Below are 21,993 nucleotides of genomic sequence, written 5' to 3'. Positions count from 1 at the left end.
TGATTACTCACGATTAACTTACGGAGGAGGCAAGCGGGCGCACCTCCTGCGCCCCGCGCGCATTCACTGCTCCCGCCCAGCGGATTCACGGTAATTGCGCCTCCACACGGAGCACTGTCGGCGCCCCCGGACGAAGGAGTCCAACATCCGACGACGCAACGCACAACGGCATCCCACAACAGCCAGAAGTCCTTTATATGAACTTTTTCTGATACAGACTTTTTGTCGATTACATGCATGCTTGGGAAGTTTGGGAACACTGTAAAAAGCTGTGAACAGGGAAGTCAGCGCGGACCACAGCCCCCGGGAGCCACGGGGAGGCCCCTCGGAGGGGCACCGGAAACGAACCGCTGACTCGGAGAACCCCGAGCACGCGCCCTGGAGGACGCCACTCGGATGACGGATCTGGGCGGGATACCCGCGCCCGAGGACCGGCCGACGGAAGAACCCCGTCCACACCATCCCCAGACCTGTCGATCATTCGAATTTTCGGTTCTTCCAGCCGAATGCCAAGAAAATCGTCCGCGTCGGGACCAAAGTCACGCTTCACCGGAACTCGGGGAGGGAACCGTGGGGGGCGAGGGAACTCCCCCTCCACCGCCTCGGGGAGGGGACGCGTTCGCCACCGCGACGGAACACGTTGGAATACCGCGAATTACCACGGCTTCGCCCTCCCCGGCGCTTCGTCGCGCACCCCCGCGCCGATGCTCGCGCTGCGGCGTCCGCCGCGACCGCGCCTGACCACCGCCGGTGCCCCCGAACCCGTGTCCGCGCCCCGACTCACCCGCGGACCATCAGGGCGTCCAGGGGTTCGTCGTCGCGCAGGCGTCCGATGGCGTCGGCGAGCAGCGGCGCGACGGAGCAGACCCGCACGCGCGGCACCCGCTCCCGGCACCCGGGGAGGGTGTCGGTGACGAACAGGCGGCGGATCGGCAGCCGTTCGAGCCGGTCGTGGGCGGTGCCCACCAACAGCCCGTGGGTCGCGGCCACGGTGACGTCGGCCAGCGCCCCGTGGGCGAGGAGGACGTCCACGGCCGCCTCGATCGTCCCGCCGGTGCTGATCATGTCGTCCACGACGACCGCGGGCCGATCGACGACCTCCCCGGCCACCTCACCGGCCTGGACGGTCTCACCGCTCAGCCGCCTCTTACGCACCACGGCGACCGGCAGCCCCAGCCGCCCGGCGTGGTGCTCGGCGAGTTTGACCGCGCCGAGGTCGGGCGCCACCACCACGGCGGTGTCGGGTGTCTCCTCCGCGAGTGCGTCGGCCAGGACCGGCACGGACGTCAGCATCTCCACCGGCATGGCGCACATGGCCTCCAACGCGACGGTGTGCGGATCGACCACGACCAGCCGGTCCGCCCCCGCCGACGCCAGGGTGTCGGCCACCACCCTGGAGCCCACCGCCTCGCCCGCCCGGCCGCGGCGGTCCTGCCGGGCATAGCCGAAGTAGGGGACGACCGCGGTGCTCGTCCGCGCTCCGCCCCGGCGGCACGCGTCCAACAGGAGCAGCAGCTCAACCAGGTGCTCACCCACCGGGGGGCCGGTGGGCTGGACCACGTAGACGTCGTCGCCCCGCACGCGCTCCACCACCGGGCGCAGCTCACCGTCGGGGAACCGCTCCACCCCGCAGGCCGCCAGCTCGGTGTCCAGGGCGGACGCGACGGCCTCGGCGAGGGTGCGGTGCGCCGTCCCGGACACGATCCGAGTGGACATCGCCCGCCTCCTCACGGTTCTGGGAAGGGCCGGCACCGGACGGGTTCGCGACAAAGGACCGAAGGTCCCCCGAACGGTGAACCGAGGTCTCTACCCGGGGTGTTCCCACGTCGAGGAGGCTGGACACGAGCGGGAACGTGGGGAACGCGTGCCGGGAGGACACATGCTCATCAGCAACGTCTACCGTCCGACCATCCTCGGCTGCCAGGTGGGTGACCGGTTGGTCGACGCGGCACAGCGAATGGTGGAGGAGAACGTCGGCTCCCTGGCCGTGTTCGACGGTGACCGGGTCATCGGGATCATCACCGAACGCGACCTGGTGAGGGCTCTGGTCACGGCGTTCGCCCCGGCCGCCGAGAGCGCGGCCGACCACGCCTCGACGGAGATCGAGACGGCCGGCCTGGACGAGGACTCGCGTGAGGTGGCGCGCCGGATGCTGGAGGCGGGCATCCGCCACCTTCCGGTGGTCGACAAGGGGCGCGTGGTCGGCATGGTGTCGATGCGGGACCTGCTCACCCTGGAGACGTGGGCGTCCTAGACTCCGGGAAGACGGCGGAGTACGGCCTCCCCGTCCCCACCCGGACCGTCAGGGATGGGTGGACCTCTCCTCGAACGGCCGATGGCAGAGGGGAGGTGTTTCCCCTGCGCGGGACCCGCCGAACCCCGTCGCGCACACCGCCTGGTCCGGACGGGCACCGTCACCGGACGCGGAGAAAACCGGGTGCGGTGCTCGCCTGACCGGACGACACTGGTCGGCATGGACGACACCCAGGGCGGCATGGACGACGAGGAGGCCCTGCACGGCGGCAACGTCTCCGACGAGGTGGTGCGTGTGGGGCGCACGGTGCGCAAGCCGTGGACCCGCGCCTCCCCCGCCGTCGGCGCGCTCCTGACCCACCTGCGCGAGCGTGGGTATGAGGCCGCCCCCGCGTGGCTGGGCCGCGACGGTCGGGGCCGCCAGTGCCTGGAGTACGTGCCCGGGACCACGGCCGACCGCCTGCCGCCGATGACGGTGGCCGAACTGCGCCGCCTGGGCGCCCTGATCCGCCGACTGCACGACCTCACCGCCGACCTTCCCTCCTTCCCCGCCCTGGAGTGGGACGTGGCGGTGGCGCCCCGACGCGGGGAGATCGTGTGCCACCACGACCTGGGACCGTGGAACCTCGTCCGGGACACCGACTCGGCCGCGTGGACGTTCATCGACTGGGACAACGCCGGGCCCGGCACCCGCATGGGAGACTTGGGCTATGCCGCCCACGGGTTCGTGCCGCTGCACCCGGGCGGTTCCCCCGAACGCGACGCCGTCAGGCTGCGGGCGCTGGCGGACGGATACGGGTGCGACGACGCCCAGCGCCGGGAGCTGCCCGACGCGGTCCTGCACGAGGTGCGCGGCATGCACGGCCTACTGGTGGAGGGCGCGCGCACCGGCCGCCAGCCGTGGGCGCGGCTGCACGCCGAGGGGCACGCCGACCACTGGGGGCCGGCGGCCGACTACGTCAAGCGCCATCGCCACGTGTGGCTGGCCGCGCTCACCACGCCCTCCCGCTCCGTTCCGGACGCGTGACCGTTCCGCCCCGGGGCGGTTCGTCGGGCGCACGAGACGGGTCCGTCGGTGTGTGCGGCCGCCACCAGGGCCGGTCCGTCCTACCCTGGCCCTATGCGGCTGTGCAGAGTAGGCCTCCAGATCACGATGGAACCCGAGCAGGAGGAGAGGTTCCGAGCGGAGCACGGGCTGGCGGACGACGAGGAACTGGGCCCGTACCTGGCGCACGTGATCCAGGAGCGCCTACGCCAGGTGGACCCGTTCTTCGAGTCCGTGGAGACCGAGCACGTCCGCGACGACTGACGTCCGTCACCGGTCCGGTCGGCGCAACCGTTCCCGCAGGCGCCGCAACCGTTCGACGTTGGCTCCCCGCCCCTCCTCGGCCTCGACCCGGTACCGCAGGGTGAGCTCGATCGAGTCCCCGAGCGGTTCGTCCGGGTACTTGGCCCACCGTTTGGGCCGTCGCCGCTCGAAACGCTCCTGGGCCGCCGCGCCCGCCTCCGTGTCCGCGGCGCCGCGCGCATCCGCCAGGGCCACGGACGCGCGGCGGCGGTTGGCCCTGGTCACCAGTCGTTTGGACCTGGCGATGTTCCCGCGTGAGCTCTTGTCGTTCTCGCCGTACTCGTTACGGCGGTCCCTGGTGTAGGTGAGCAGCTTCTTCTCCTGCGGTGACCTGCGACGGGGCACGGTGTCCTCCTTCTCAACTCCGGATCAGGCGGGCTTGGTCCAGACCAGGGCCATCGAGATCGGATGGCCGTAGAAGCGCTTCCACTTGGGCTTGGCCGCCACCCAGGTGTCGTCCACCGTGGCCTCGGCCAGCTCGGCGAGGGTCCACCCGGCGGCGATGGCCGCCCGTGCGTGGTCGCTGAGCAGGTGCAGGTGGGTACTGATCGCCACGTCCTCACCGGAGGCGTCGGTGAAGTGCGTGGGCATCCCCGAGACCATGATGAACTGCGGATGGTAGGCGACCAGGACGAGAGACCCGCCAGGTGCGGTGAGCCGCCAAGCCTCGGCGTAGTAGGGGGACAGGTCGGGCAGGTGCTCGTCGATGAGCGAGGAGATCACCAGGTCGTAGCCGCCACCGGGCAGCCCGGTGGTGCGCACGTCCCCCCGGACGAGGGTGGTGTGCGCGCCGCGCTCGCGGGCCAGACCCAGCATCCCCTCGCTGAGGTCGACGCCGTCCACGTGCGGCACGCCCCTCCCGCGCAGCCACGCTCCGGTGCGCCCGGTTCCGCAGCCCAGGTCGGCGGCGCGCTCCACCCCCGACCAGTCGGGGTGGGTCAGCCCGTCCAGGAGCGCGAGGTCCATGGCGTCCAGGACCGAGTTCTCGTAGGTGCTCGACCAGCCGTCGTAGCCGGTGGCCACGTCGACCGTGCGGTAGTGGCGGGTGTCGAAGTCCGCGAAGTTCGGCATGGGAGCGAGTATCCCGTGGCCACGTGCGGGGGCGCCATCGCATTTTCACGGCTGTGGAAAACCCTTTGATCCCGGGGGCACGCCCCTTCTAGGGTGTGCGCATGGCCAACTTCCACGCGATCGTGAACCAGGTCCCGTCCTGGTCCGCGAGCGCCCACGTTCTCGTCGTCCGCCCCCGGTCCGGGTCCCTGGACCGCTAGACGACGTCCGGGAGCCGCTCCGAACCCGCGTGTTCGGAGCGGCTCCGTCCGAGGGTGAGAGCCCCGCCGTCCCCGCCGCGCCGCCGACGTGCTCACGCGTCCGCGCCGCCGCGGCCGGGCGGCGGGCTCCCCGTCATGCGCGTGTACCGGTCCAGGTCCAGTCCCGTCCCCGAACCACCACGGACGGGCCGCCCGGACCACCCTTCCTCCGCCGTGCGCGCTCCACCGCGCCGGTCCGTGCCGCCCGTCCTCGTCCGCCACTCGCGTGGCTGGATCGGACCCTTCCATGGCACGTACGACACGTCCCCGTCACGGCACCGCGGGCGACCGCCGCCGACGCCTGTCCCAGAACTTCCTCGCCGACCCCGGCGCCGCCCGGCACGTGGTCCGGGTCTCCGGGGTGACCTCGCACGACCTGGTGGTGGAGGTGGGCCCCGGAGAGGGCGCCATCACCCGCTTCCTGGCCCCGGCCGCGCGGCGGGTGGTCGCCTACGAGCTCGACCGCCGCCTGGCCGACCGGCTGACCGCCCGCTACCGCGGCGTCCCAGACCGGGGTGTGCGGGTGGTGTGCGCGGACTTCACGCGCGCCCGACCGCCGCGCGAACCGTTCCACGTGGTCGGCAACATCCCCTACGCCCGCACCTCCGACATCGTCCGCTGGTGCCTGAACGCACGGGGGCTGGCCTCGGCCACGCTGGTGACGCAGTTGGAGTACGCGCGCAAGCGCACCGGAGCCTACGGCCGGTGGAGCCGGTTGACCGTGCTGACCTGGCCGGAGTGGTCGTGGTCACTGGCCGGTCGGATCAGCCGGAACCGCTTCCGGCCGGTCCCCCGGGTGGACGCCGGGCTGCTGGTGCTCAGGCGCAGGACCGAACCGCTCATCGCACCCGACCGGATGGGCTCCTACCGCCGCCTGGTCGAACTGGGCTTCGAGGGCGTGGGGGGCTCTCTGGGTGCGTCGCTGCGCCGGGCGCACCCCTCCCCGCGGGTGGACGCGGCGTTGCGCGCGGCCGGGGTCGCCTCGGGTACACCGGTCGGTCTGGTGGCGCCCGACCGGTGGGTGGCGCTCCACCTGGCCTTGGACCGGTAGAACGTCAGGCCAGGAAGTCCAGGAGGGCGGCGGTCAGTTCGGCCGGGGCGTCCTCCTGGACCAGGTGCCCGGCGCCCTCCAGGGGGTGCAGCCGGGCCCCGGGGATGGCGGCGGCCAACCGCTCACCGCGGTCGATCGGCAGCCAGGTGTCCTCGCGGCCCCACACGACGAGCACCGGGAGGTCGAGGTCGGCGTAGGCGTCCTCGACCTCGGCGGTGTGGCGCTCGTCGGCCTGGGCGATCTGCCGGTAGAAGGCGGGCTGGCCGTCGGCGCCGGGTCAGTCCGGCCAACCACCCGCGTATGCCAGAAACCACCCCGCCTGTCGTACCCGTCCGCTAGGGTCTGTGCTGGTTCGAGAGGAGGTGTTCGATGCTGGTCGGCCGCAGGTATGTCGCGTACCTGACTCCGGAGCAGGAGGTTCAGGCCCAGGGGTTCGGTGACGCGTGCCGGTGGGTGTGGAACGCCGCCCTGGAACAGCGCCGGGAGGCGAACCGGTGGTGGAAGCGGCTTGGTAAAGCCTGGACCCACCCCTACCCCGGGTTCACGGCCCAGGCCCGCCAACTGTCCGGGGTGCGCGCTGAGGCCGACTGGCTGGCGGCCGCACCCTCGCACGTCCTCCAGCAGACACTCAAAGACCTGGACACGGCCTGCCGCACGCACGGCACCAACGCGGTCCGGTGGCGGTCCAAGGGTCGGTGGCACCCTTCGTTCCGGTTCCCCGACCCGAAACAGATCACCGTGGAGAAGGTCAACCGCCGGTGGGGGCGGGTCAAGCTCCCCAAACTCGGGTGGGTCCGGTTCCGCCGCCCTCGTGGTCTGGGCGGTCAGGTCAGGAACGTCACCGTGTCCTACCGGTCGGGGGCCTGGCACGTCACCTTCTGTGTCGAGGACGGCCGTGGTGAAGCCCAACCCAACGGCAGACCCGACGTCGGCGTGGACCGGGGCGTGGTCGTGGCGGCCGCCACCTCCGACGGGCGGTTGCACGACCGGGCGTTCACCACCCTCAAGGAGGAAGAGCGCCTGGTACGGCTTCAACGGGCTAGGGCCCGGCGGGTGAAGGGGTCGGCGAACTGGCGGCGCGCCAAGGCCGCGATCGCCCGCATCCATGCCCGGCGCGCGAACCGGCGGGCGGACTTCAACGCCAAACTCGCCCACCACCTGACCCGCCGTCACGGGATGGTGGTGCTGGAGGAGTTGAGGGTCGTCGACATGACCCGCTCGGCCAGGGGCACCGTTGAACGACCGGGCACGAACGTCGCCCAAAAACGTGGGTTGAACCGGGCGATCCTGGCCAAGGGGTGGGGGGACCTCGCTCGACGGTGTGAGTACAAGGCCAAAGTGAACGGATCATCCCTGGTCCGTGTCAACCCCGCGTTCACGTCGCAGGGGTGCAACCGGTGCGGGGAGGTGGACGCGAAGTCCCGCGAGAGTCAAGCGGTCTTCGCGTGTACCTCCTGCGGACACACCGAGCACGCCGACGTGCACGCGGCCACGAACGTTCTTGATCGCGGCAGGACAACAGGGCCCTGAGCCCAGTGCCGTGTCAGCCTGCGGAGACCTCTCGAAGAAGTCGGTGAAGCAGGAACCAGCTCGCGCCGTGAGGCGCGTCGCGCCACCCTCCCGTGAGGGACGGTCGGAATCCCGGTCCCTTCGGGGCGAGGAGGAAGTCAACAGGCGGAAGAAGTCGCTGCCTTAGGGGCGGGCGCGAGGGCGCGGACCACGTGCCGCCACACGTACGAGGAGAACGGGGTGCCGTGCAGGAGAACGACGGGGTCGCCCTCGCCCAGGCGGGTCCAGTGGACCGTTCCGTTGGGTGCGTCGAACCGTTCGTCGAGGTCCCAGGTGGTGTCGGTCACGGCTGTCGCCCTTCGTCTCGCACGGGACGGTGTCGTCCCCTCAGGTCATCGGTTGACCGGAGCGTACTCGTGGGGGACGACGGTCGGCGCACTCGGCGGCCCGTGGTCGCGGCGCCGGGCGGTGTGCTGGACGGGCGGCCCGGGTCAGACCCGCACGATCGCGAAGGACTCCCCTGACAGGGTCACCGCGCTCCCGGAGGTTCGCGGTTCTCCCGTGGCGAGAACGACCTCGCGCGGCGGCGCGTCCACCTCGACGGCGGCGTCGGCGCCGTCGAGGTTGCACACCAGGCGCAGGCCGCCGCGGACCAGGACCAGCTGGCGGCCGTCGGCGCTGGAGCGCACGGCGAACCGGTCCAGGCGGGGGTCGGCCAGGTCGGGTTCGGCTCGGCGCAGGGCGATGAGCGAGCGGTGGGTGTCCAGGACCCCGCTGTGAGGGTCCCGATCGCGCTGGTCCCAGTCCAGAACGGCCGCGTCGCGGGTGGCGGGGGCCATCGGGTCGGGGATCTCCTCGTGCGCCCAGCCAAGGTCGGCGAACTCGCGGCGCCTGCCCCTGCGGACGGCCTCGGCCAGCTCGGGGTCGGCGAAGGAGGCGAAGAACGGCCAGGGGGTGGTGGCCCCCCACTCCTCACCCATGAACAGCATCGGGGTGTAGGGCGAACACAGGACGAGCGCGGCCCCGCAGCACAGCAGGTCCGGAGACACGTACTCCCCCATGCGGTCGCCGCGCGCCCGGTTGCCGATCTGGTCGTGGGTGCTCAGGTAGGCGAGGAACCGGCTGCCGGGCACACGCGCGGTGTCGACCGGCGCCCCGTGCGTGCGGCGCCGGAAGGAGGAGTAGGTGCCCGCGTGCCAGAACACGCGGCTCAGGACCGTGGGAAGCACGTCGGGACCGGCGAAGTCGGCGTAGTAGCCGTGGGTCTCCCCGGACAGGGCCGTGTGCAGGGCGTGGTGAAGGTCGTCGGACCACTGGGCGGTCATCCCCAGGCCGCCCGCCTCTCGGGGCAGGACGGTGCGCGGGTCGTTGCGGTCGGACTCGGCGATCAGGGACAGGGGACGGCCCAGGGCGACGGCGAGCGCGTCGACCGCGGCGGACAGTTCGGCCAGCAGGTGGGTGGCCCGGTCGTCGCGCAGGGCGTGGACGGCGTCCAGGCGCAGCCCGTCGAGGTGGAAGTGGCGCAGCCAGTCGAGGCAGTTGTCGACGACCAGGCGGCGGACCGGGTCGGAGTCGGGTCCGTCGAGGTTGAGGGAGGGGCCCCAGTCGGTCTCGCCGCCGAAGTAGGGGCCGAACCGGGGCAGGTAGGCACCGGAGGGGCCGAGGTGGTTGTGCACGACGTCCAGGACGACGGCGAGGCCGCGCGTGTGGCAGGCGTCCACGAGGGTCTTGAGGGCGTCGGGGCCTCCGTAGGGGTGGTGGACGGCCGACCACAGCACGCCGTCGTAGCCCCAGCCGTGCGTGCCGTCGAAGGCGTTGACCGGGAGGAGTTCGACGTGGGTCACGCCGAGGTCGACGAGGTGGTCGAGGCGGTCGACGGCGGCGGTGAGGGTGCCCTGGGGGGTAAAGGTGCCCGTATGGAGTTCGTAGATCACCGAACCGGGCAGGGGACGACCGGTCCAGGCGGTGTCCGTCCAGGGGAAGGCGGCGTGGTCGTAGACGCGGCTGCGGGCGTGGACGCCCTCGGGCTGCCACCGTGAGCGCGGGTCGGGCAGGACCTCGGGGGCGTCGTCGAGCAGGTAGCCGTAGTCGGTGCCGGGGCCGGCGCCGTCGACGTGGGCGTACCACCATCCGTCGGTGTCGCGGCGCATGAGGTGGTCGGTGTCGTCGGCGCGCAGGCGGACGCGGTCGGCGTGGGGCGCCCAGACGGCGAAGTCCCCGTGGACGCCGAGGCCGGCGGCGGTGTTGGTGTCCCGTTCGCTCACGCGGGGTGGCCTACCCCGCACCGATGGTCCTCACCCTTGACCGGCGGTTCCTCCGTCGGTCAGCGCGTCCGGTAGACGTGGAGGCGCACCGAGGCCGTGACGGGCGTCGGCTCGGGCAGGCCGTCGACACGGGCGCGCAGCTCGCCGGGGCCGATGTGGCGGGCGCTGGGGCCCATGCCGACGACGGTGGCCGCGTCGTCGTGGGTCAGGTCCATGGTGAAGCGCAGTTCCCGCTCCCCGGTGGGTGTGAAGTGTCCGTGCAGCCCCTCGGCCAGGCGTTCGTCCTTGCGGGGGTCGACATCGAGCAGGCCCAGAGGGGAACGCAGCTCGGCGAGGTGGTCGACGGCGGGCGTGACGACGACCAGGACGCCGTCGGGGCGCAGGACCCGGTGGAACTCGGCGGCCGAGCGCGGCGCGAACACGTTGAGCAGGGCGTCGACGCTGTCGGCGCGCAGTGGCAGTCCGCGCCAGGCGTCGGCTGTGACGGCGCCTGCGCGCGGGTGGGCGCGCGCGGCGTGGCGGGCGGCGAACTTGGACACGTCGAGGGTCAGTCCCACGGCGTCGGGCAGGTCGGTCAGGACCTGGGTGAGGTAGTGGCCGGTGCCGCCGCCGACGTCGGCGACCAGGGGCGCGGTACGGCCGCCGAGCTCGCGGCGGAGGGTCTGGGCCAGGGCCGCGCCCACGGGGTCGTAGTGTCCGGCGCGCTGGAAGCGGAGCCGGTCGGCGACCATCTCCTTGCTGTCCCCGGTGCCGGGCGGGGTGGCGCCGCTCAGGAGGCTGGCGTAGCCCTCGCGGGCGACGTTGAAGCTGTGCCCGGCGGCGCACTCCAGGCCGCGCTGTCCGGTCTCCAGGCCGGTGCCGCAGGTGGGGCAGGCCAGGGCCGCGGCGACGGCGTCGGGCATGCGCAGCCTGGGACCGGTGCGGTGTGGGGTGTCGGTGGGCGCCATGATCGTTTCAGCCTACCGAGTCGTCCGCCCGCGGCGGGACCGGTGGGCCCCGACCGGGGACGGGGTCAGGTCGGCTGGAAGGAGTCGAACGCCTGGGCGCGCCACTCGGCGTCCTGAGCCCACACGCCCTCGTTCGAGGCCCAGGCCAGCGTGTAGTGCTCTCCCGGCGCGGCGGCGATGTTGCGCGTCAGGATGTGCCGCGCGGTCCCGGCGTCGTTCCAGGTGAACTCCCATTCGGCCGCTGAGTGGAAGGAGGTCCGGGAGGTGACGTCGGCCACCCGGATCCGCTCGTAGCCGGTGAGCCGGTTCCCCTCGGCGGAGGCCCGCTCCTGCTCCAGCACGTGCGCGTATTCGTCGTCGGTGGGGTGGGGGGTCTGGTCGATCTGGAGGTAGGCGTCGTTGGCGGGCGAGTCGTAGAAGACACTGGCGCCGTCGGTCCGCCGGATCCAGCCGTCGGGCACCAGGACGGCGAACCCCTCAGGATCGCGGGTCCAGGTCATCCCCGGGGCGGCGGGGTCGTCGGCGGCGGCCTCGCCAGCGGTGCCGTCGACCTCCTCGGGGGACCCGGCGCCGGACGTCTCCTCAGCGGCGGTGGACGTCCCCTCGGCGGATGAGGACGCCTGGTCGGCCTGCCCCGCCTGGACGATCCCGGCCCCGTCGTCTCCCTGGGGGACGAAGACCACGGCCGCGGCCACGACCACCAGGGCGGCCAGTCCCAGGGTGAGCACCACCACGGGCCAGGACAGGCGCCGCTCCCGAGCGGGAGGGGCGGCGGAGCGCGGGAGGGTGTCCCCGGCGGGCACGGGAACCGTTCCGGCGGTGAACGCGCCCGGAACGGGCGCCGGGGCGGTCGCCGCCACCGTCGTGTCCTCCCTGGCGGCGGCCTCCAGCAGGCGGCGGCAGGCGGCGGCGTCCATCCGCCGTGCCGGGTCCTTGACCAACAGGCCCTGGACGGCCGCGCCGAGCGATCCGGGCAGCACCCGGGGCGGTTCGGCGGTGCTGACGGCGTGCAGGGTCGCGGGGATACCGTCACGGCGGAACGGCGAGACGCCCGTGGCCGCCTGGTACAGGGTGGCGCCCAGGGACCACAGGTCGCTGGCGGGGCTGGCCGGGGCCGAGGCCAGGCGTTCGGGGGCCAGGTAGGCGGGCGAGCCCATGACACCGGCGGTCTGCGTGACGACGGCGGTGTCGGAGATCGCGGCGATGCCGAAGTCGGTCAGCACCACCCGCCCGGTGCCGGTGACCATGACGTTCTCGGGTTTGACGTCGCGGTGCGTGATGCCCTGGGCGTGCGCGGCCCCCAGCGCGTCGAGCAGGTCCAGACCCCAGGCGGCCACCCGGCGGGCCGGTGCCGGTCCCTCCCGTCCCACCAGTCGGTGCAGTGACTCACCGGTGAGGAACTCCATCACGATCCAGGGACGTCCGTCCTCCTCCAGGATGTCGTGCACGGTGACGATGTTCGGGTGCTGTCCCATCGCGATGGCCTGCGCCTCCCGGCGCGCGCGGGCCGCCGTCCGGGCGCGGTCGGCCTCGTCCAGTCCCGGCCCCAGCAGGATCTCCTTGATCGCGACGGTCCGGTTGAGTTCGGTGTCGCGCGCCCGCCATACCCGCCCCATCCCCCCGCGGCCGACCTCGGCCAGCAGCTCGTAGCGCTCACGCAGCAGGGCACGGGATGCGGTCAAGGGGGACTCCTCTGTGCGGGGAGGGGAACGAAGGCCCGGAGGGGGAAGTGCACGCGGGGGCGGGGCGTCCGGGCCCAGTGTACGGAGGATCGTGTCCGGGGCCTCACCCGCGGACCAGGACCGCCACCGGGTAGTGGTCGAGCAGGTCGGCCAACGGGGCGACGGTGTAGCCGTCCGCGCGCACCGGGGCCAGGGACCGGCCGGTGAGCCGGTCGGTCCACGTTCCGGGGCCCGACGGCAGGGGCAGGCCGGTGTCGCCCCATCCGCCCTCGGCGGCCAGGGCGAGCGGCAGGCGGGTGGCGACGGCCACGACGTCGGGCCGGTGTCCCCCGGAGGAGGTGCGGGCGAAGGCCAGGGCGTGCCGGGCGGCGGGCCCGGTGGCGGTGATCGGGAGGTAGCCGGTGGGACGGAGTTCGCGCCGCAGCCGCAGGCAGGCGCGGACGAGGTGGAGTTTGGCGGCGCCGGAGTCGTCGACGGGCGGCCGCCAGCCGCGTTCGACGCGTTCGAGGAGCGCGGCGCGGGTGGCCCAGTCGACGGGTCTGCGGTTGTCGGGGTCGACCAGGGACAGGTCCCACAGTTCGGTGCCCTGGTAGACGTCGGGGACGCCGGGGCCGAGGAGTTGCAGGACCTTCTGGCCGAGGGAGTTACTCCATCCGGCGTCGCGGACGGTGTCGACGAACGCGGCGACCTCGGCGCCGAGGTCGGGGTCGCCCAGGACGTGGGCGGGCCAGGCGCGGACGTGGTCCTCGAAGTCGGGGTCGGGGTCGGTCCAGGAGGTGCCGAGGCGGGCCTCGCGGGCGGCCTTGAGCAGGTGGTCGGCCAGGCGTTGTTCGCTGATCGGCCAGGCGCCGACGAGGGTCTGCCACCCCAGGAGGTTGAGGGAGGGCTCGGGCAGGGGGCGGCGGGCGGTCCAGCGGCGGACGGCGTCGGCGAAGTCGCCGGCGGCCTCGGACACGGCGGCCAGGCGGGCGCGCACGTCCTCCGAGCGCTTGGTGTCGTGGGTGGACAGGGTGGTCATGGTGTGCGGGACGGCGGCCTGGCGGTGGGCGGCGCGGGCGTGGAACTCCTCGGGGGTGACCGCGATCCGGGAGGGGTCGCCGCCGACCTCGCAGGCCGCCGTGAACCGGGTGGAACGGTAGAACGCGGTGTTCTCGGTACCCATGGCGGTGACCATGCCGCTGGTCTGCTGGATGCGGCGGGCGGGTTCGCCGCCGGGGTCCGCGCGGACGCGGCGGTCGATCACCTCGAGGTCGAAGGCGAGGTCGGGGCGGCGGTCGATGGCGCGGTGGACGGCGCGCGTCCAAGCGTCCTCCGCCTCGGGCAGGTAGGAGCGGTAGACGTCGAAGGAGCACAGGAGCTCGGCGACGGCCTCCTCCCGCTGACGGACGGCCATGGCGGAGGGACGGGGGGTCGTGTCGGGCGGTTGGGCGGGCAGCAGGGCGGCGATCCGGCCTACCTCAGCACGTAGGAGGCGGGTGGCGGCCTGACGGCGAGCGCGGGTGTCGACGCGGTCGGTGTCGGTGTCCACGCCCTGCTCGACGGCCAGGGCGGTGAGCGCGGGTTCGCCGCCGGGGTCGACGAAGACCCCGCACACTTCGCGCAGCGCGTCGTATCCGGTGGTGCCGTCCACGGGCCAGGACTGGGGTGGGTCCTCACCGGGAGCGAGGATCTTCTCGACCACGACCCACCCGTCGAAGCGCTCGGTCAGTCGGCGCAGGTAGCCGCCCGGGTCGGTGAGCCCGTCGACGTGGTCCACCCGCAGCCCGTCGAGCTGTCCCAGGTCGGCCCAGCGCAGGATCTCCGCGTGCGCGGCGTCGAACACGCCCGGTTCCTCCACGCGGACGGCGGCCAGTTCGCTGACGTCGAAGAAACGGCGGTAGGTGAGTTCGGCGTCGCCGCGCCGCCAGGACACCAGCCGGTAATGCTGGCGTTCGTGCACCTGGTCGGGGGTGTCGCCGGGGGCGAACGTGCCCGGCGCGATGGGATAGCGCTTGTCGTGGTAGGCCAGGCAGTCGTCGGCGACGGTGAGGGCGTCCAGGGCCGCGCGGCCGCCGTCGCCGTCGTCGGCCAGGACGGGGATCAGAAGGGGACCGGCGTCGAAGTCGATGTCGAAGCAGCGCGCGTGGACCGCGTCGCGGCCGTGCTTGAGCACGTCCCACCACCACGGGTTGGCGGCCGGGTCGGCGACCGACATGTGGTTGGGGACGATGTCGACGACCACCCCGACGCCCAGGTCGTGCGCCTTGGCAGCCAGGGCCTCGCGAGCCGTGTCGCCGCCGAGGGCGGAGGAGACGCGGGTGGGGTCGACCACGTCGTAGCCGTGCTGGGAGCCGGGTGCGGCGGTGAGCAGGGGGGACAGGTAGACGGCGCCGACCCCCATTCGGCCCAGGTGGTCGAGTAGGGCCGCGGCGTCGGCGAGGTTGAACCCGGGCCGCAGCTGGAGGCGGTAGGTTGACGTCGGCGCGGCCGTGACGGTCGTGTCGTGTGCGCTCTTCACGCAGGACCCCTGCCCGCGCCGTGCGCGTGTCATGCACGTGGCGTGGCGCGCGGGGTGAGCGGCATCCCACACGGAGCCGTGTTGGGCGTGTGTGCCTGGTGGTGGTTAGACTCGTCGGCGGTCTCCCATCACCAGCGACGACGCTCCCGAGAGCGGTCGCGCGGTGGTGCGCGGGGGTCGTGTCCTCGTGACCGTCCCCGAGACGACGGGTGTCCGGGCGCGCGTCCGCCGGACGCGCCCGCGCCCACCGACACCGACGAGAGGGTTAGAAGCAGTCGTGCTCCCGTCCAACAAGCGCTCCCAGTCCCCCGTCCGGCGCCGTGTCGCCCCGCACCGGGGCGCGGCCTCGGCCGCGCTGGCCGGTCTGATGCTGGCGACCACCGCCTGCGGCAGTGACGAGGCGGTTCCCGGCGGGCTCCAGATCGCGACCCCCGAGAACATCGAGTGCTTCTCCGGAAGCCTGTCCGGTGCGGGCTCCAGCGCCCAGGAGAACGCGATGACCACGTGGATCGCGGGGTACCAGACGGCGTGTGAGGGCGCCCGCGTCTACTACGACTCGATCGGGTCCGGTGGCGGTCGCAGCCAGTTCATCGACGGCGCCGTGGACTTCGCCGGGACCGACGCGGCGATGAGCCCGGAGGAGAACGCCGACGCGGTCGAGCGGTGCCACGGCTCGGACACCATCAACCTGCCCGCCTACGTGGTGGCCATCGCCGTGGTGTTCAACCTGGACGGTGTGGACTCCCTGAACCTGCGCCCGGACACGCTGGCGAAGATCTTCAACCAGGAGATCACCCGCTGGGACGACCCGGAGATCGCCGAGACCAACCCCGACGCGGACCTGCCGGACCTGGCGATCACGCCGGTCAACCGGTCCGACGACTCCGGGACCACGGAGAACTTCACCCGGTACCTGTCGGCGGCCGCCCCGGACGCCTGGCCGCACGAGGCCGACGGGCAGTGGCCGATCCACCCGCGTGAGTCCGCGCAGGGCAACAGCGGTATCGCCGACACGGTCAAGCGCGCCAACGGCGCGATCGGGTACGTGGAGATGTCGCACGTGCACGAGATGTCCACGGTGAACCTCGGTGTGGGCGGCGAGTTCGTGGAGATCTCCCCGGAGGCCGCGGCCCAGGTGGTGGCCGAGTCCCCGCGCCGCGAGGACAACGTCAACGAGTACGACCTGGCCCTGGACCTGGACTACGGCACGACCGCTCCGGGCAGCTACCCGATGGTGCTGGTCAGCTACGAGGTCGTGTGCGGCGAGTACGACGACGCGGCCACGGTCGAGCGGCTCCAGGCCTTCCTGCGCTACGTGGTCAGCCCCGAGGGACAGCAGAACGTGTCGGACGAGACCGGGTCCGCGCCGGTCAACGACGCCCTGCGTGAGCAGCTGCTGGCGTCCATCGACTCGATCGGCGTGCACGACTAGGCGGCGTCCGCGGCGACCCCCTCGGATGACCGTTCCAGGAGACAGGCCCTATCCGTGGCCCCCGGGGCGGCCCTGCCGCCCCCGCAGGGTGCGCAGCCACGCCCCGAACCGCCGGGGTCCACGCGGTTCGGGGGCGCGCTCCGGTTCGTGCTCCGGGCACGCGGTGTCCCCGGTGGCGGCGCCGTCGGCGAGCGGCGGGCGGGAGTCGGGGGACGGTCGCGGTGGCGGTGGGACCGACCGGTAGAGCGACAGGTCGGTGAGGGTCTCCTCTCCCGCGTGGATGCGGTAGCGCCCGTGGAGTTCGGCGACCACGTCGCCCAGGTCCTCCTCGTCCCGGCGGACCCGCAGGGCCCGGGCGAGCGCTCGGGTCCGCCAGAGCCGGACCCCCGCGTCACGGGTGGGCGAGGTCGCGGGGAACAGTTCGGTGACCCCGGCACGGGCGCGTTCGGCGCTGGCCAGCATGCGTGAGATCGCCACCTGACCCAGCCCCCAGGCGACGGGCACCCGCAGCAGGAAGGGCGAGGGGAACCCGGTACGGGGCACGGAGGTGGCGAAGGAGACACGGGGCTCGCGCAGATAGTTGGCCTGGACCAGGCGCAGGTCCAGATGGGGGCCGCACAGGTGGGCGGCTTCGGAGCCCGCGCCCTCCCAGTCGGCGACCAGGGTCAGGCCCAGGTCGGTCTCCGCGCTGTCCAGGATGCGGTCGACGCAACCGCGCACCAGGTCGTAGGGGGCGCCGGAGACGTCGACGACGGCGTGCACGAGGGGGACGCGCCGGCGGTGGGCGGGCAGGGGTTCGCGGTAGGCGTGGGGGTGGGGCATGAGTTCGGCGAGCACCTCGGTGCGGAAGCGCTCGGAGGGCAGGCGGGTGCGCGCGGTGGTGGCGCGGCCGACGTGCCAGGCGGTGGCGGCTCTCTCCGGGACCATGACGGCGCCCGCCTGCCAGAGCCGGTAGCCGAACTCGGTGTCCTGTCCCAGGTCGAGGTCGGGGTCGACGCCTCCGGCAGCCTCGTACAGGCTGCGCCGCAGGCCCGCGGCGGCGCCGACGTAGGCGTGGAAGCCCAGGTGGTCGGCGTCTCGCAGGTCCGCGCTGTCGCGCAGGATGTGTTCGACCCACTCGTGGTGGCGGCCGGTCTCCAGGGTGTCGTGCAGGGTCCGGGTGCGGGCGCGCGCGATCACGTCGGCGGGATCGGTCGGCCCCGTGTCGGCGAAGCGGACGCGGCCGAGGGTGACGGCCTCGGCGTGGGTGTGGTGCCAGCGGGCCTGCGCCTCGACGAACTCGGGGCAGACGACCATGTCGGCGTCCATCCAGACCAGGATGTCACCGGTGCTGGTGTGGGCTCCGAGGGCACGTGCGTAACCCGCGCCCCAGACGCCCTCGGGCGCGCGCACGAGACGGCAGTGCTGGGGGCGGACGGTGGGCAGCCGGAGGGGCGGCGCGGTGTGGATGTCGACGACCACGACCTCCAGGAGGCGGTCGGGGTAGGTCTGCACCGCCAGGGAGGCCAGTGTGAGGTCGAGTCGGCGCTGTCCGCCCCGTGCCGGAATGACGACGCTGACGCGCAGGTCGGGGGCCCACTCGCCGAGGGGCGGCGGCGTCAGCGCACTCCAGTCGTTGCGGAAGACGCGAGTACGCACCCGTTCCACACGGCCTCGGTGGGAGACCCCGTCGACATGAGACGCTACGTGCTTATTCGGTGACACAGAGTCACTATAGCCATGATTCCCCACCGCGGAGCGCCGATCACCGATGTGTTACGAATCGGTCGTGTCCGCCGATCCCGGCGCGGGCACGCGCCGACCCCCTCGGGCGCGGCGCGCGGGGCTGGCGGGGCGTCAGCGCGCGGAACCGCCCGCGTCGGTCTTGAGCATCCTGATCCCGAGCCAGACCACACCGACGACCAGAGCGATCATCAGGCCCCACACCAGCACGCCGACCACGATGGAAAGCAGCCAGAAGAACACGAGCACAGCCGCCAGGCCCGCGCCGATCTTGAGCAGAAGACGTCCCATTCACGACAGAATACGCGGGCTCGTCGTGGGGCGGAACGGCTGAGGCGAACACACCGGTGCCCGGGGCGGCGATCCGCCCCGGGCACCGGGTGTCGTTCAGGCGCCGACAGGGTTCTGCACGACGAGTCGAGCCGCGAGCGAGGAACGAGCGGCAGGCGAGGACGAGGAGGAAGAATCCCTGTCTTCCGGGCGCCCGAACACGGTCCGAAGCGCAGCGGAGGACCCGAAAAACACCGCCTAGCCGACGCGCACCGCGACGGTGAACACACCGTCCCAGTAGTCGGCGAGGGCGACTTCCTCAAGCGGCTTGGACGGGTTGGAGCCGTGGATCATGTTCCCGTTGCCCGAGTAGATCCCCACGTGGCTGGGCGCCGACTCGTCGTAGAAGAACAGCAGGTCACCGGGCTGCACCTCATCGCGGGAGATCCGCGTGCCAGCGTTGACCTGGTCGTAGGTGGTCCGCGGCAGGTTGACTCCCGCCTGAGCCCACGCCGCCTGGACCAGGCCGGAGCAGTCGTAGGAGTCCGGACCGGTGGCGCCCCACTCGTAGGACTTGCCGATCTGGGCGCGGGCGAAGTCCAGAACCGCCTGCACATCGCCGGAGACGGCGACGGGCGCGGCCCCGGCGGCGTCCGCGCCAGCGGCCGGACCCGAGGTCGGGTCCACTCCGCCCAGGTCCGCCAGGACCTCGGCCTGCTCCTCGAGCGCGGCCTCGCCGTCGACCTGGGCGGCCTCGGCCTCCTCCAGGGCCTCGGCCGCGGCCGCCTCGGCCTCCTCCGCTTCCTCGTGCAGGTCCTCGGCGCGTTCGACCTCGGTGACGTAGTCGGCGAGGACGACCTGCTGGCCGGCGGACAGGTAGTCCAGGTCGGCGACGCTTTGGAGCGCGTCGTCCGGCGTGCCGTCGAAGAGCACCCCGAGGAGGCTGTGGGTCCCCCCGGTGTAGGCGGCCTGGGCGATGTGGACGACGTCGCCGGACATCTCCTCCAGGTCCTCCTGGGCCCGGGCCAGCCGTTCCTCGACGTCCTCCAGCTCGGCCTGGGCGGCCTCGTGGTCCTGTTCGGCCTGGTTGTAGGCCTCGTTCAGCTCCGAGAGCTCGCGCTGGAGCTGCTCGTAACGGTCCTGGGCCTCCTCCTGGGAGGTATCGGCCAGGGCTGTGCCGGACGAGAGCAGCACGGCACCGGCGGCCGCGCATCCGACCGTCGCGAGTCGGTACCGTCCGCGCACACGGGGTTCCGGGTTGCGAGTCAAGGGATGACTGCCTTTCTCCCACACCCGTCTACCGCCGCCGGGCAGCACCGAGGGCACGCCCGGATCGGGCGTGTGGCTCTGCGTGGGCGAGGGATCCGGCGTCGGCACGAAGGGGCCGAGGGAGGTGGGCCGGGTGTTACTGCGGCGGCCTCTGCTCGTGGGAAAGAGGACTGCGAGCGAGCAGAGTGCAACGGAAACCGGACACTGTCCCCCTTGTGGGGATCACTCGGGCGTTCCGGCTTGATGGGAACACTAAACCATCATGAAAGGATTCGCTACCCGTTCGTTACCTTCCCTTGGGCAACCCACTTGACCTGCGCACATGCCCCCTCAGGCGGTCGGATCGCCGCCCATGCCGGGGACCTCGCGTCGCGGGCGCGGCGCGCATTGACCTCCAACCCCGGATGGACGCCGCCATCCCGAGTGACATGTCTCACACCGGCTCCGGGAAGGGGGCGGATCGTAGGACCCGCCCCCCTTGCCTGGTCAGAGGTGCCGCGACCACCAGTCGAGGATCGCCTCGAAGCGGGCGACCCGGTGGCTGGGCAGTCCGGAGCGCGACAGTTCGTGCCCCTCCCCCGGGAAGAGCAGCATCTCGGCCTCGTGTCCCCGGGTGCGCAGCGAGACGAACAGACGCTGGGCCTGCTCCACCGGACAGCGCCAGTCCTCCTCCGAGTGGATGATCAGGACGGGCAGGTCGATCTGGTCGGCGTAGGTGAGCGGGCTCTCCTTCGCCCACGTCTCCGGCGGGCCGTACAGGGGGCCGGGGAAGAAGGAGCCGATGTCGGAGGAACCGTGGAAGCTCTCGATCGCGTTGACGGCGCGTTCGGTGATCGCGGCCTTGAACCGGTCGCCGTGGTGCGCGGCGATCCAGGTCGTCATGAAGCCGCCGTGCGAGCCGCCCATGACGCCCACGCGCGCGGCGTCCAGGCGTTCGTCGCGCAGCGCCTCGTCGAGGAAGGCGAGCACGTCCGTGGCGGTGACCGAGCCGACCGAGCCGATGATCGCCCGGCCGTGCTCGTGCCCGTAACCGGACGAACCGCGCGGGTTGCACATGACCACCGCGTACCCGGCCTCGGCGTAGACCTGGGTCTCGTCGAAGAGCTGCCAGCCGTACTGCGCGAACGGACCGCCGTGGATCATGAGCACGACCGGATGCGGCCCCTCCCCCTCCGGTAGGGTCACCCAGCCGTGCACGGGATAGCCGTCGGGGGTGTGGGCGGTCAGCTCGGTCATCGGCCGGGGGTCCAGCCCCTCGGCGAAGGAGGTCAGGTCCTGCTCGCCGTCCTCGGCCACGCGCACCAGCTCGCCGCTGCCCGCGCCGTCGGCCACCACCGCGACGGTCACACCGCCCCGGCGGTCGAAGGACTGGGCCTGCACCGCGCCGCCGACCAGGGTGATCGGCTCACCGCCCTCGAAGGGCACCCGGACCAGGTGCACCGCGCCCCGGTTCTCGACCAGCGCCACCAGGCCCTCATCGGTCACCTGGAGTTTCCCGGTCGCGCGCGGCCCCTCTTCCGGGGTGAGCCGGGTGGGGGTCGCCGAACCGTCCGTCGGGGCCGACCACACACCCGTGGTCTGACCGACGAAGTCGTTCAGGTCCGGGCCGAGCACGTCGGCGAGGAAGTAGACCGTGGCTCCGTCAGCGGAGAAGCGGGGGGACGCGGCGCACAGGTCTCCCGAGGTGACGCGGCGGGGCGCGGCGCCCGCCTCGGGGGCGCACACCCACACGTCCTCGACCAGGTCGGTGTCGCGGGTGTCGTGCCGCGCGGCGGAGAAGACCAGCAGGGAGCCGTCCGGACTCCACGCGGGGGCGCCGTGCTCGGCGTCGGCGTCGGTGACCCGGACCGGCTCGCCCGGCTCGCCGGAGGGGTCGATCGGCGCGGTGACGAACACCTGGGAGCGGCGGTCGTTCGTGAAGCCCAGGCCGTCGTCGCGGTACTTGAGGCCGGTGATCCTGCGGGGCGGCTCCTTGCCGGGTTCGACGCCCGCGTACCGCCCGGGCTCGGGAACGCGCGCGGTGTAGGCCAGGCGGCCGGAGTCCGGGCTCCAGCGCGCGCCGGAGACGCCGAGCGGGTGGTCGGTCACCTTCCAGGGCTCGCCGCCGTCGGCGGGCAGTACGTGGAGTTGGGCCCTGTCGTCGTCGTCCAAGCGCAGGAAGGCGATCCACCTACCGTCGGGGGACCAGGCTGGCGCGTCGTCCCTCACACCGCGGGTGAGCTGGCGGGGCGGCACGGAACCGTCGGTGGGCACCGACCACAGGGCGCCGGTGTAGGCGTCCTCCTCCAGATCCGGCCGGATCACGGAGAAGACGGCGCGCGTGCCGTCCGGCGAGAGCGTGGGGGCGCTGATGCTGTGCAGGTGGACGATGTCGGAAGGTCGCATACGCCGGTTTCGGCCGTCCCGGCACGGGGGTGAGCCGGACGGCCCCTCCTTTTC

Annotated in this window: 18 protein-coding genes and 1 pseudogene; 6 read left to right on the top strand and 13 right to left on the bottom strand. The window is 72.7% G+C overall.

Annotation, left to right across the window (positions count from 1 at the left end):
• Positions 1–780: 780 nt before the first annotated feature.
• Positions 781–1,716, bottom strand: a complete 936-nt coding sequence (locus KIK06_RS06455) for a ribose-phosphate diphosphokinase (protein ID WP_268642373.1) — start codon at positions 1,714–1,716, stop codon at positions 781–783.
• A 163-nt stretch (positions 1,717–1,879) separates the two neighbouring features.
• Here KIK06_RS06455 and KIK06_RS06450 point away from each other — a divergent pair, with 163 nt between their 5' ends.
• From KIK06_RS06450 to KIK06_RS06440, 3 genes are all read left to right on the top strand, one after another.
• Complete coding sequence (locus tag KIK06_RS06450) at positions 1,880–2,254, top strand: CBS domain-containing protein (RefSeq protein WP_017597758.1); 375 nt, start codon at positions 1,880–1,882, stop codon at positions 2,252–2,254.
• A 219-nt stretch (positions 2,255–2,473) separates the two neighbouring features.
• Positions 2,474–3,280, top strand: coding sequence for a phosphotransferase enzyme family protein (locus tag KIK06_RS06445; protein ID WP_268642372.1), 807 nt, complete (start codon positions 2,474–2,476; stop codon positions 3,278–3,280).
• Between the two features lie 93 nt (positions 3,281–3,373).
• Entirely contained in the window at positions 3,374–3,562 is a 189-nt protein-coding gene (locus KIK06_RS06440) for a hypothetical protein (RefSeq protein WP_268642371.1), read from the top strand.
• 6 nt (positions 3,563–3,568) lie between these two features.
• Here the strand turns inward: KIK06_RS06440 and KIK06_RS06435 are convergent, their stop codons facing one another.
• Positions 3,569–3,946, bottom strand: coding sequence for a hypothetical protein (locus tag KIK06_RS06435; protein ID WP_268642369.1), 378 nt, complete (start codon positions 3,944–3,946; stop codon positions 3,569–3,571).
• Between the two features lie 24 nt (positions 3,947–3,970).
• Positions 3,971–4,672 carry a class I SAM-dependent DNA methyltransferase gene (locus KIK06_RS06430; RefSeq protein WP_268642367.1) on the bottom strand — a complete coding sequence of 234 codons (702 nt, stop codon included), beginning with the start codon at positions 4,670–4,672 and terminating at the stop codon, positions 3,971–3,973.
• Positions 4,673–5,158: 486 nt separating this feature from the next.
• Here KIK06_RS06430 and erm point away from each other — a divergent pair, with 486 nt between their 5' ends.
• Positions 5,159–5,962: an ErmE/ErmH/ErmO/ErmR family 23S rRNA (adenine(2058)-N(6))-methyltransferase gene (gene erm, locus KIK06_RS06425; RefSeq protein ID WP_268642366.1), complete on the top strand. Its 804-nt coding sequence runs from the start codon at positions 5,159–5,161 to the stop codon at positions 5,960–5,962.
• A gap of 4 nt (positions 5,963–5,966) precedes the next feature.
• Here erm and KIK06_RS06420 read toward each other — a convergent pair.
• Positions 5,967–6,236, bottom strand: a pseudogene (locus tag KIK06_RS06420) (alpha/beta fold hydrolase); the annotation flags it as partial.
• A 95-nt stretch (positions 6,237–6,331) separates the two neighbouring features.
• Here KIK06_RS06420 and KIK06_RS06415 point away from each other — a divergent pair.
• Positions 6,332–7,492 (top strand): RNA-guided endonuclease InsQ/TnpB family protein, encoded by a 1,161-nt coding sequence (locus KIK06_RS06415; RefSeq protein ID WP_268642364.1) that lies wholly within the window; start codon positions 6,332–6,334, stop codon positions 7,490–7,492.
• Positions 7,493–7,629: 137 nt separating this feature from the next.
• Here the strand turns inward: KIK06_RS06415 and KIK06_RS06410 are convergent, their stop codons facing one another.
• From KIK06_RS06410 to treY, 5 genes are all read right to left on the bottom strand, one after another.
• Positions 7,630–7,818 carry a hypothetical protein gene (locus KIK06_RS06410; RefSeq protein ID WP_442789744.1) on the bottom strand — a complete coding sequence of 63 codons (189 nt, stop codon included), beginning with the start codon at positions 7,816–7,818 and terminating at the stop codon, positions 7,630–7,632.
• Positions 7,819–7,962: 144 nt separating this feature from the next.
• Complete coding sequence (gene treZ / locus KIK06_RS06405; RefSeq protein ID WP_268642362.1) at positions 7,963–9,735, bottom strand: malto-oligosyltrehalose trehalohydrolase; 1,773 nt, start codon at positions 9,733–9,735, stop codon at positions 7,963–7,965.
• Positions 9,736–9,794: 59 nt separating this feature from the next.
• The gene (locus tag KIK06_RS06400; protein ID WP_268642361.1) at positions 9,795–10,682 is read right to left on the bottom strand and encodes a putative RNA methyltransferase; all 888 of its coding nucleotides are present in this window, start codon (positions 10,680–10,682) and stop codon (positions 9,795–9,797) included.
• A gap of 65 nt (positions 10,683–10,747) precedes the next feature.
• On the bottom strand, positions 10,748–12,364 hold the full coding sequence (locus tag KIK06_RS06395) for a serine/threonine-protein kinase (RefSeq protein ID WP_268642359.1): 1,617 nt from the start codon (positions 12,362–12,364) through the stop codon (positions 10,748–10,750).
• 103 nt (positions 12,365–12,467) lie between these two features.
• Positions 12,468–14,894: a malto-oligosyltrehalose synthase gene (treY, locus tag KIK06_RS06390; RefSeq protein ID WP_268642357.1), complete on the bottom strand. Its 2,427-nt coding sequence runs from the start codon at positions 14,892–14,894 to the stop codon at positions 12,468–12,470.
• Positions 14,895–15,138: 244 nt separating this feature from the next.
• Here treY and pstS point away from each other — a divergent pair, with 244 nt between their 5' ends.
• A complete protein-coding gene (gene pstS / locus KIK06_RS06385; RefSeq protein ID WP_268642355.1) occupies positions 15,139–16,293 on the top strand; it encodes a phosphate ABC transporter substrate-binding protein PstS in 1,155 nt (384 codons plus the stop codon).
• Between the two features lie 48 nt (positions 16,294–16,341).
• Here the strand turns inward: pstS and KIK06_RS06380 are convergent, their stop codons facing one another.
• The 4 genes from KIK06_RS06380 to KIK06_RS06365 all read right to left on the bottom strand — a co-directional run bounded on the left by KIK06_RS06380 (position 16,342) and on the right by KIK06_RS06365 (position 21,939).
• A complete protein-coding gene (locus KIK06_RS06380) occupies positions 16,342–17,940 on the bottom strand; it encodes a glycosyltransferase family 2 protein (RefSeq protein WP_268642353.1) in 1,599 nt (532 codons plus the stop codon).
• A 189-nt stretch (positions 17,941–18,129) separates the two neighbouring features.
• A complete protein-coding gene (locus tag KIK06_RS06375; RefSeq protein WP_017602065.1) occupies positions 18,130–18,306 on the bottom strand; it encodes a hypothetical protein in 177 nt (58 codons plus the stop codon).
• Positions 18,307–18,543: 237 nt separating this feature from the next.
• Positions 18,544–19,554 (bottom strand): C40 family peptidase, encoded by a 1,011-nt coding sequence (locus tag KIK06_RS06370; RefSeq protein ID WP_026128236.1) that lies wholly within the window; start codon positions 19,552–19,554, stop codon positions 18,544–18,546.
• A 486-nt stretch (positions 19,555–20,040) separates the two neighbouring features.
• Positions 20,041–21,939, bottom strand: coding sequence for a S9 family peptidase (locus KIK06_RS06365; RefSeq protein ID WP_268642350.1), 1,899 nt, complete (start codon positions 21,937–21,939; stop codon positions 20,041–20,043).
• Between the last annotated feature and the right edge of the window lie 54 nt (positions 21,940–21,993).

Source organism: Nocardiopsis sp. EMB25 (genome assembly GCF_026797795.1).
Classification (GTDB): Bacteria; Actinomycetota; Actinomycetes; order Streptosporangiales; family Streptosporangiaceae; genus Nocardiopsis; species Nocardiopsis lucentensis.
The sequence above is the reverse complement of the archived record's forward strand: the minus strand, read 5'-3'. Positions and strand labels throughout refer to the sequence as shown.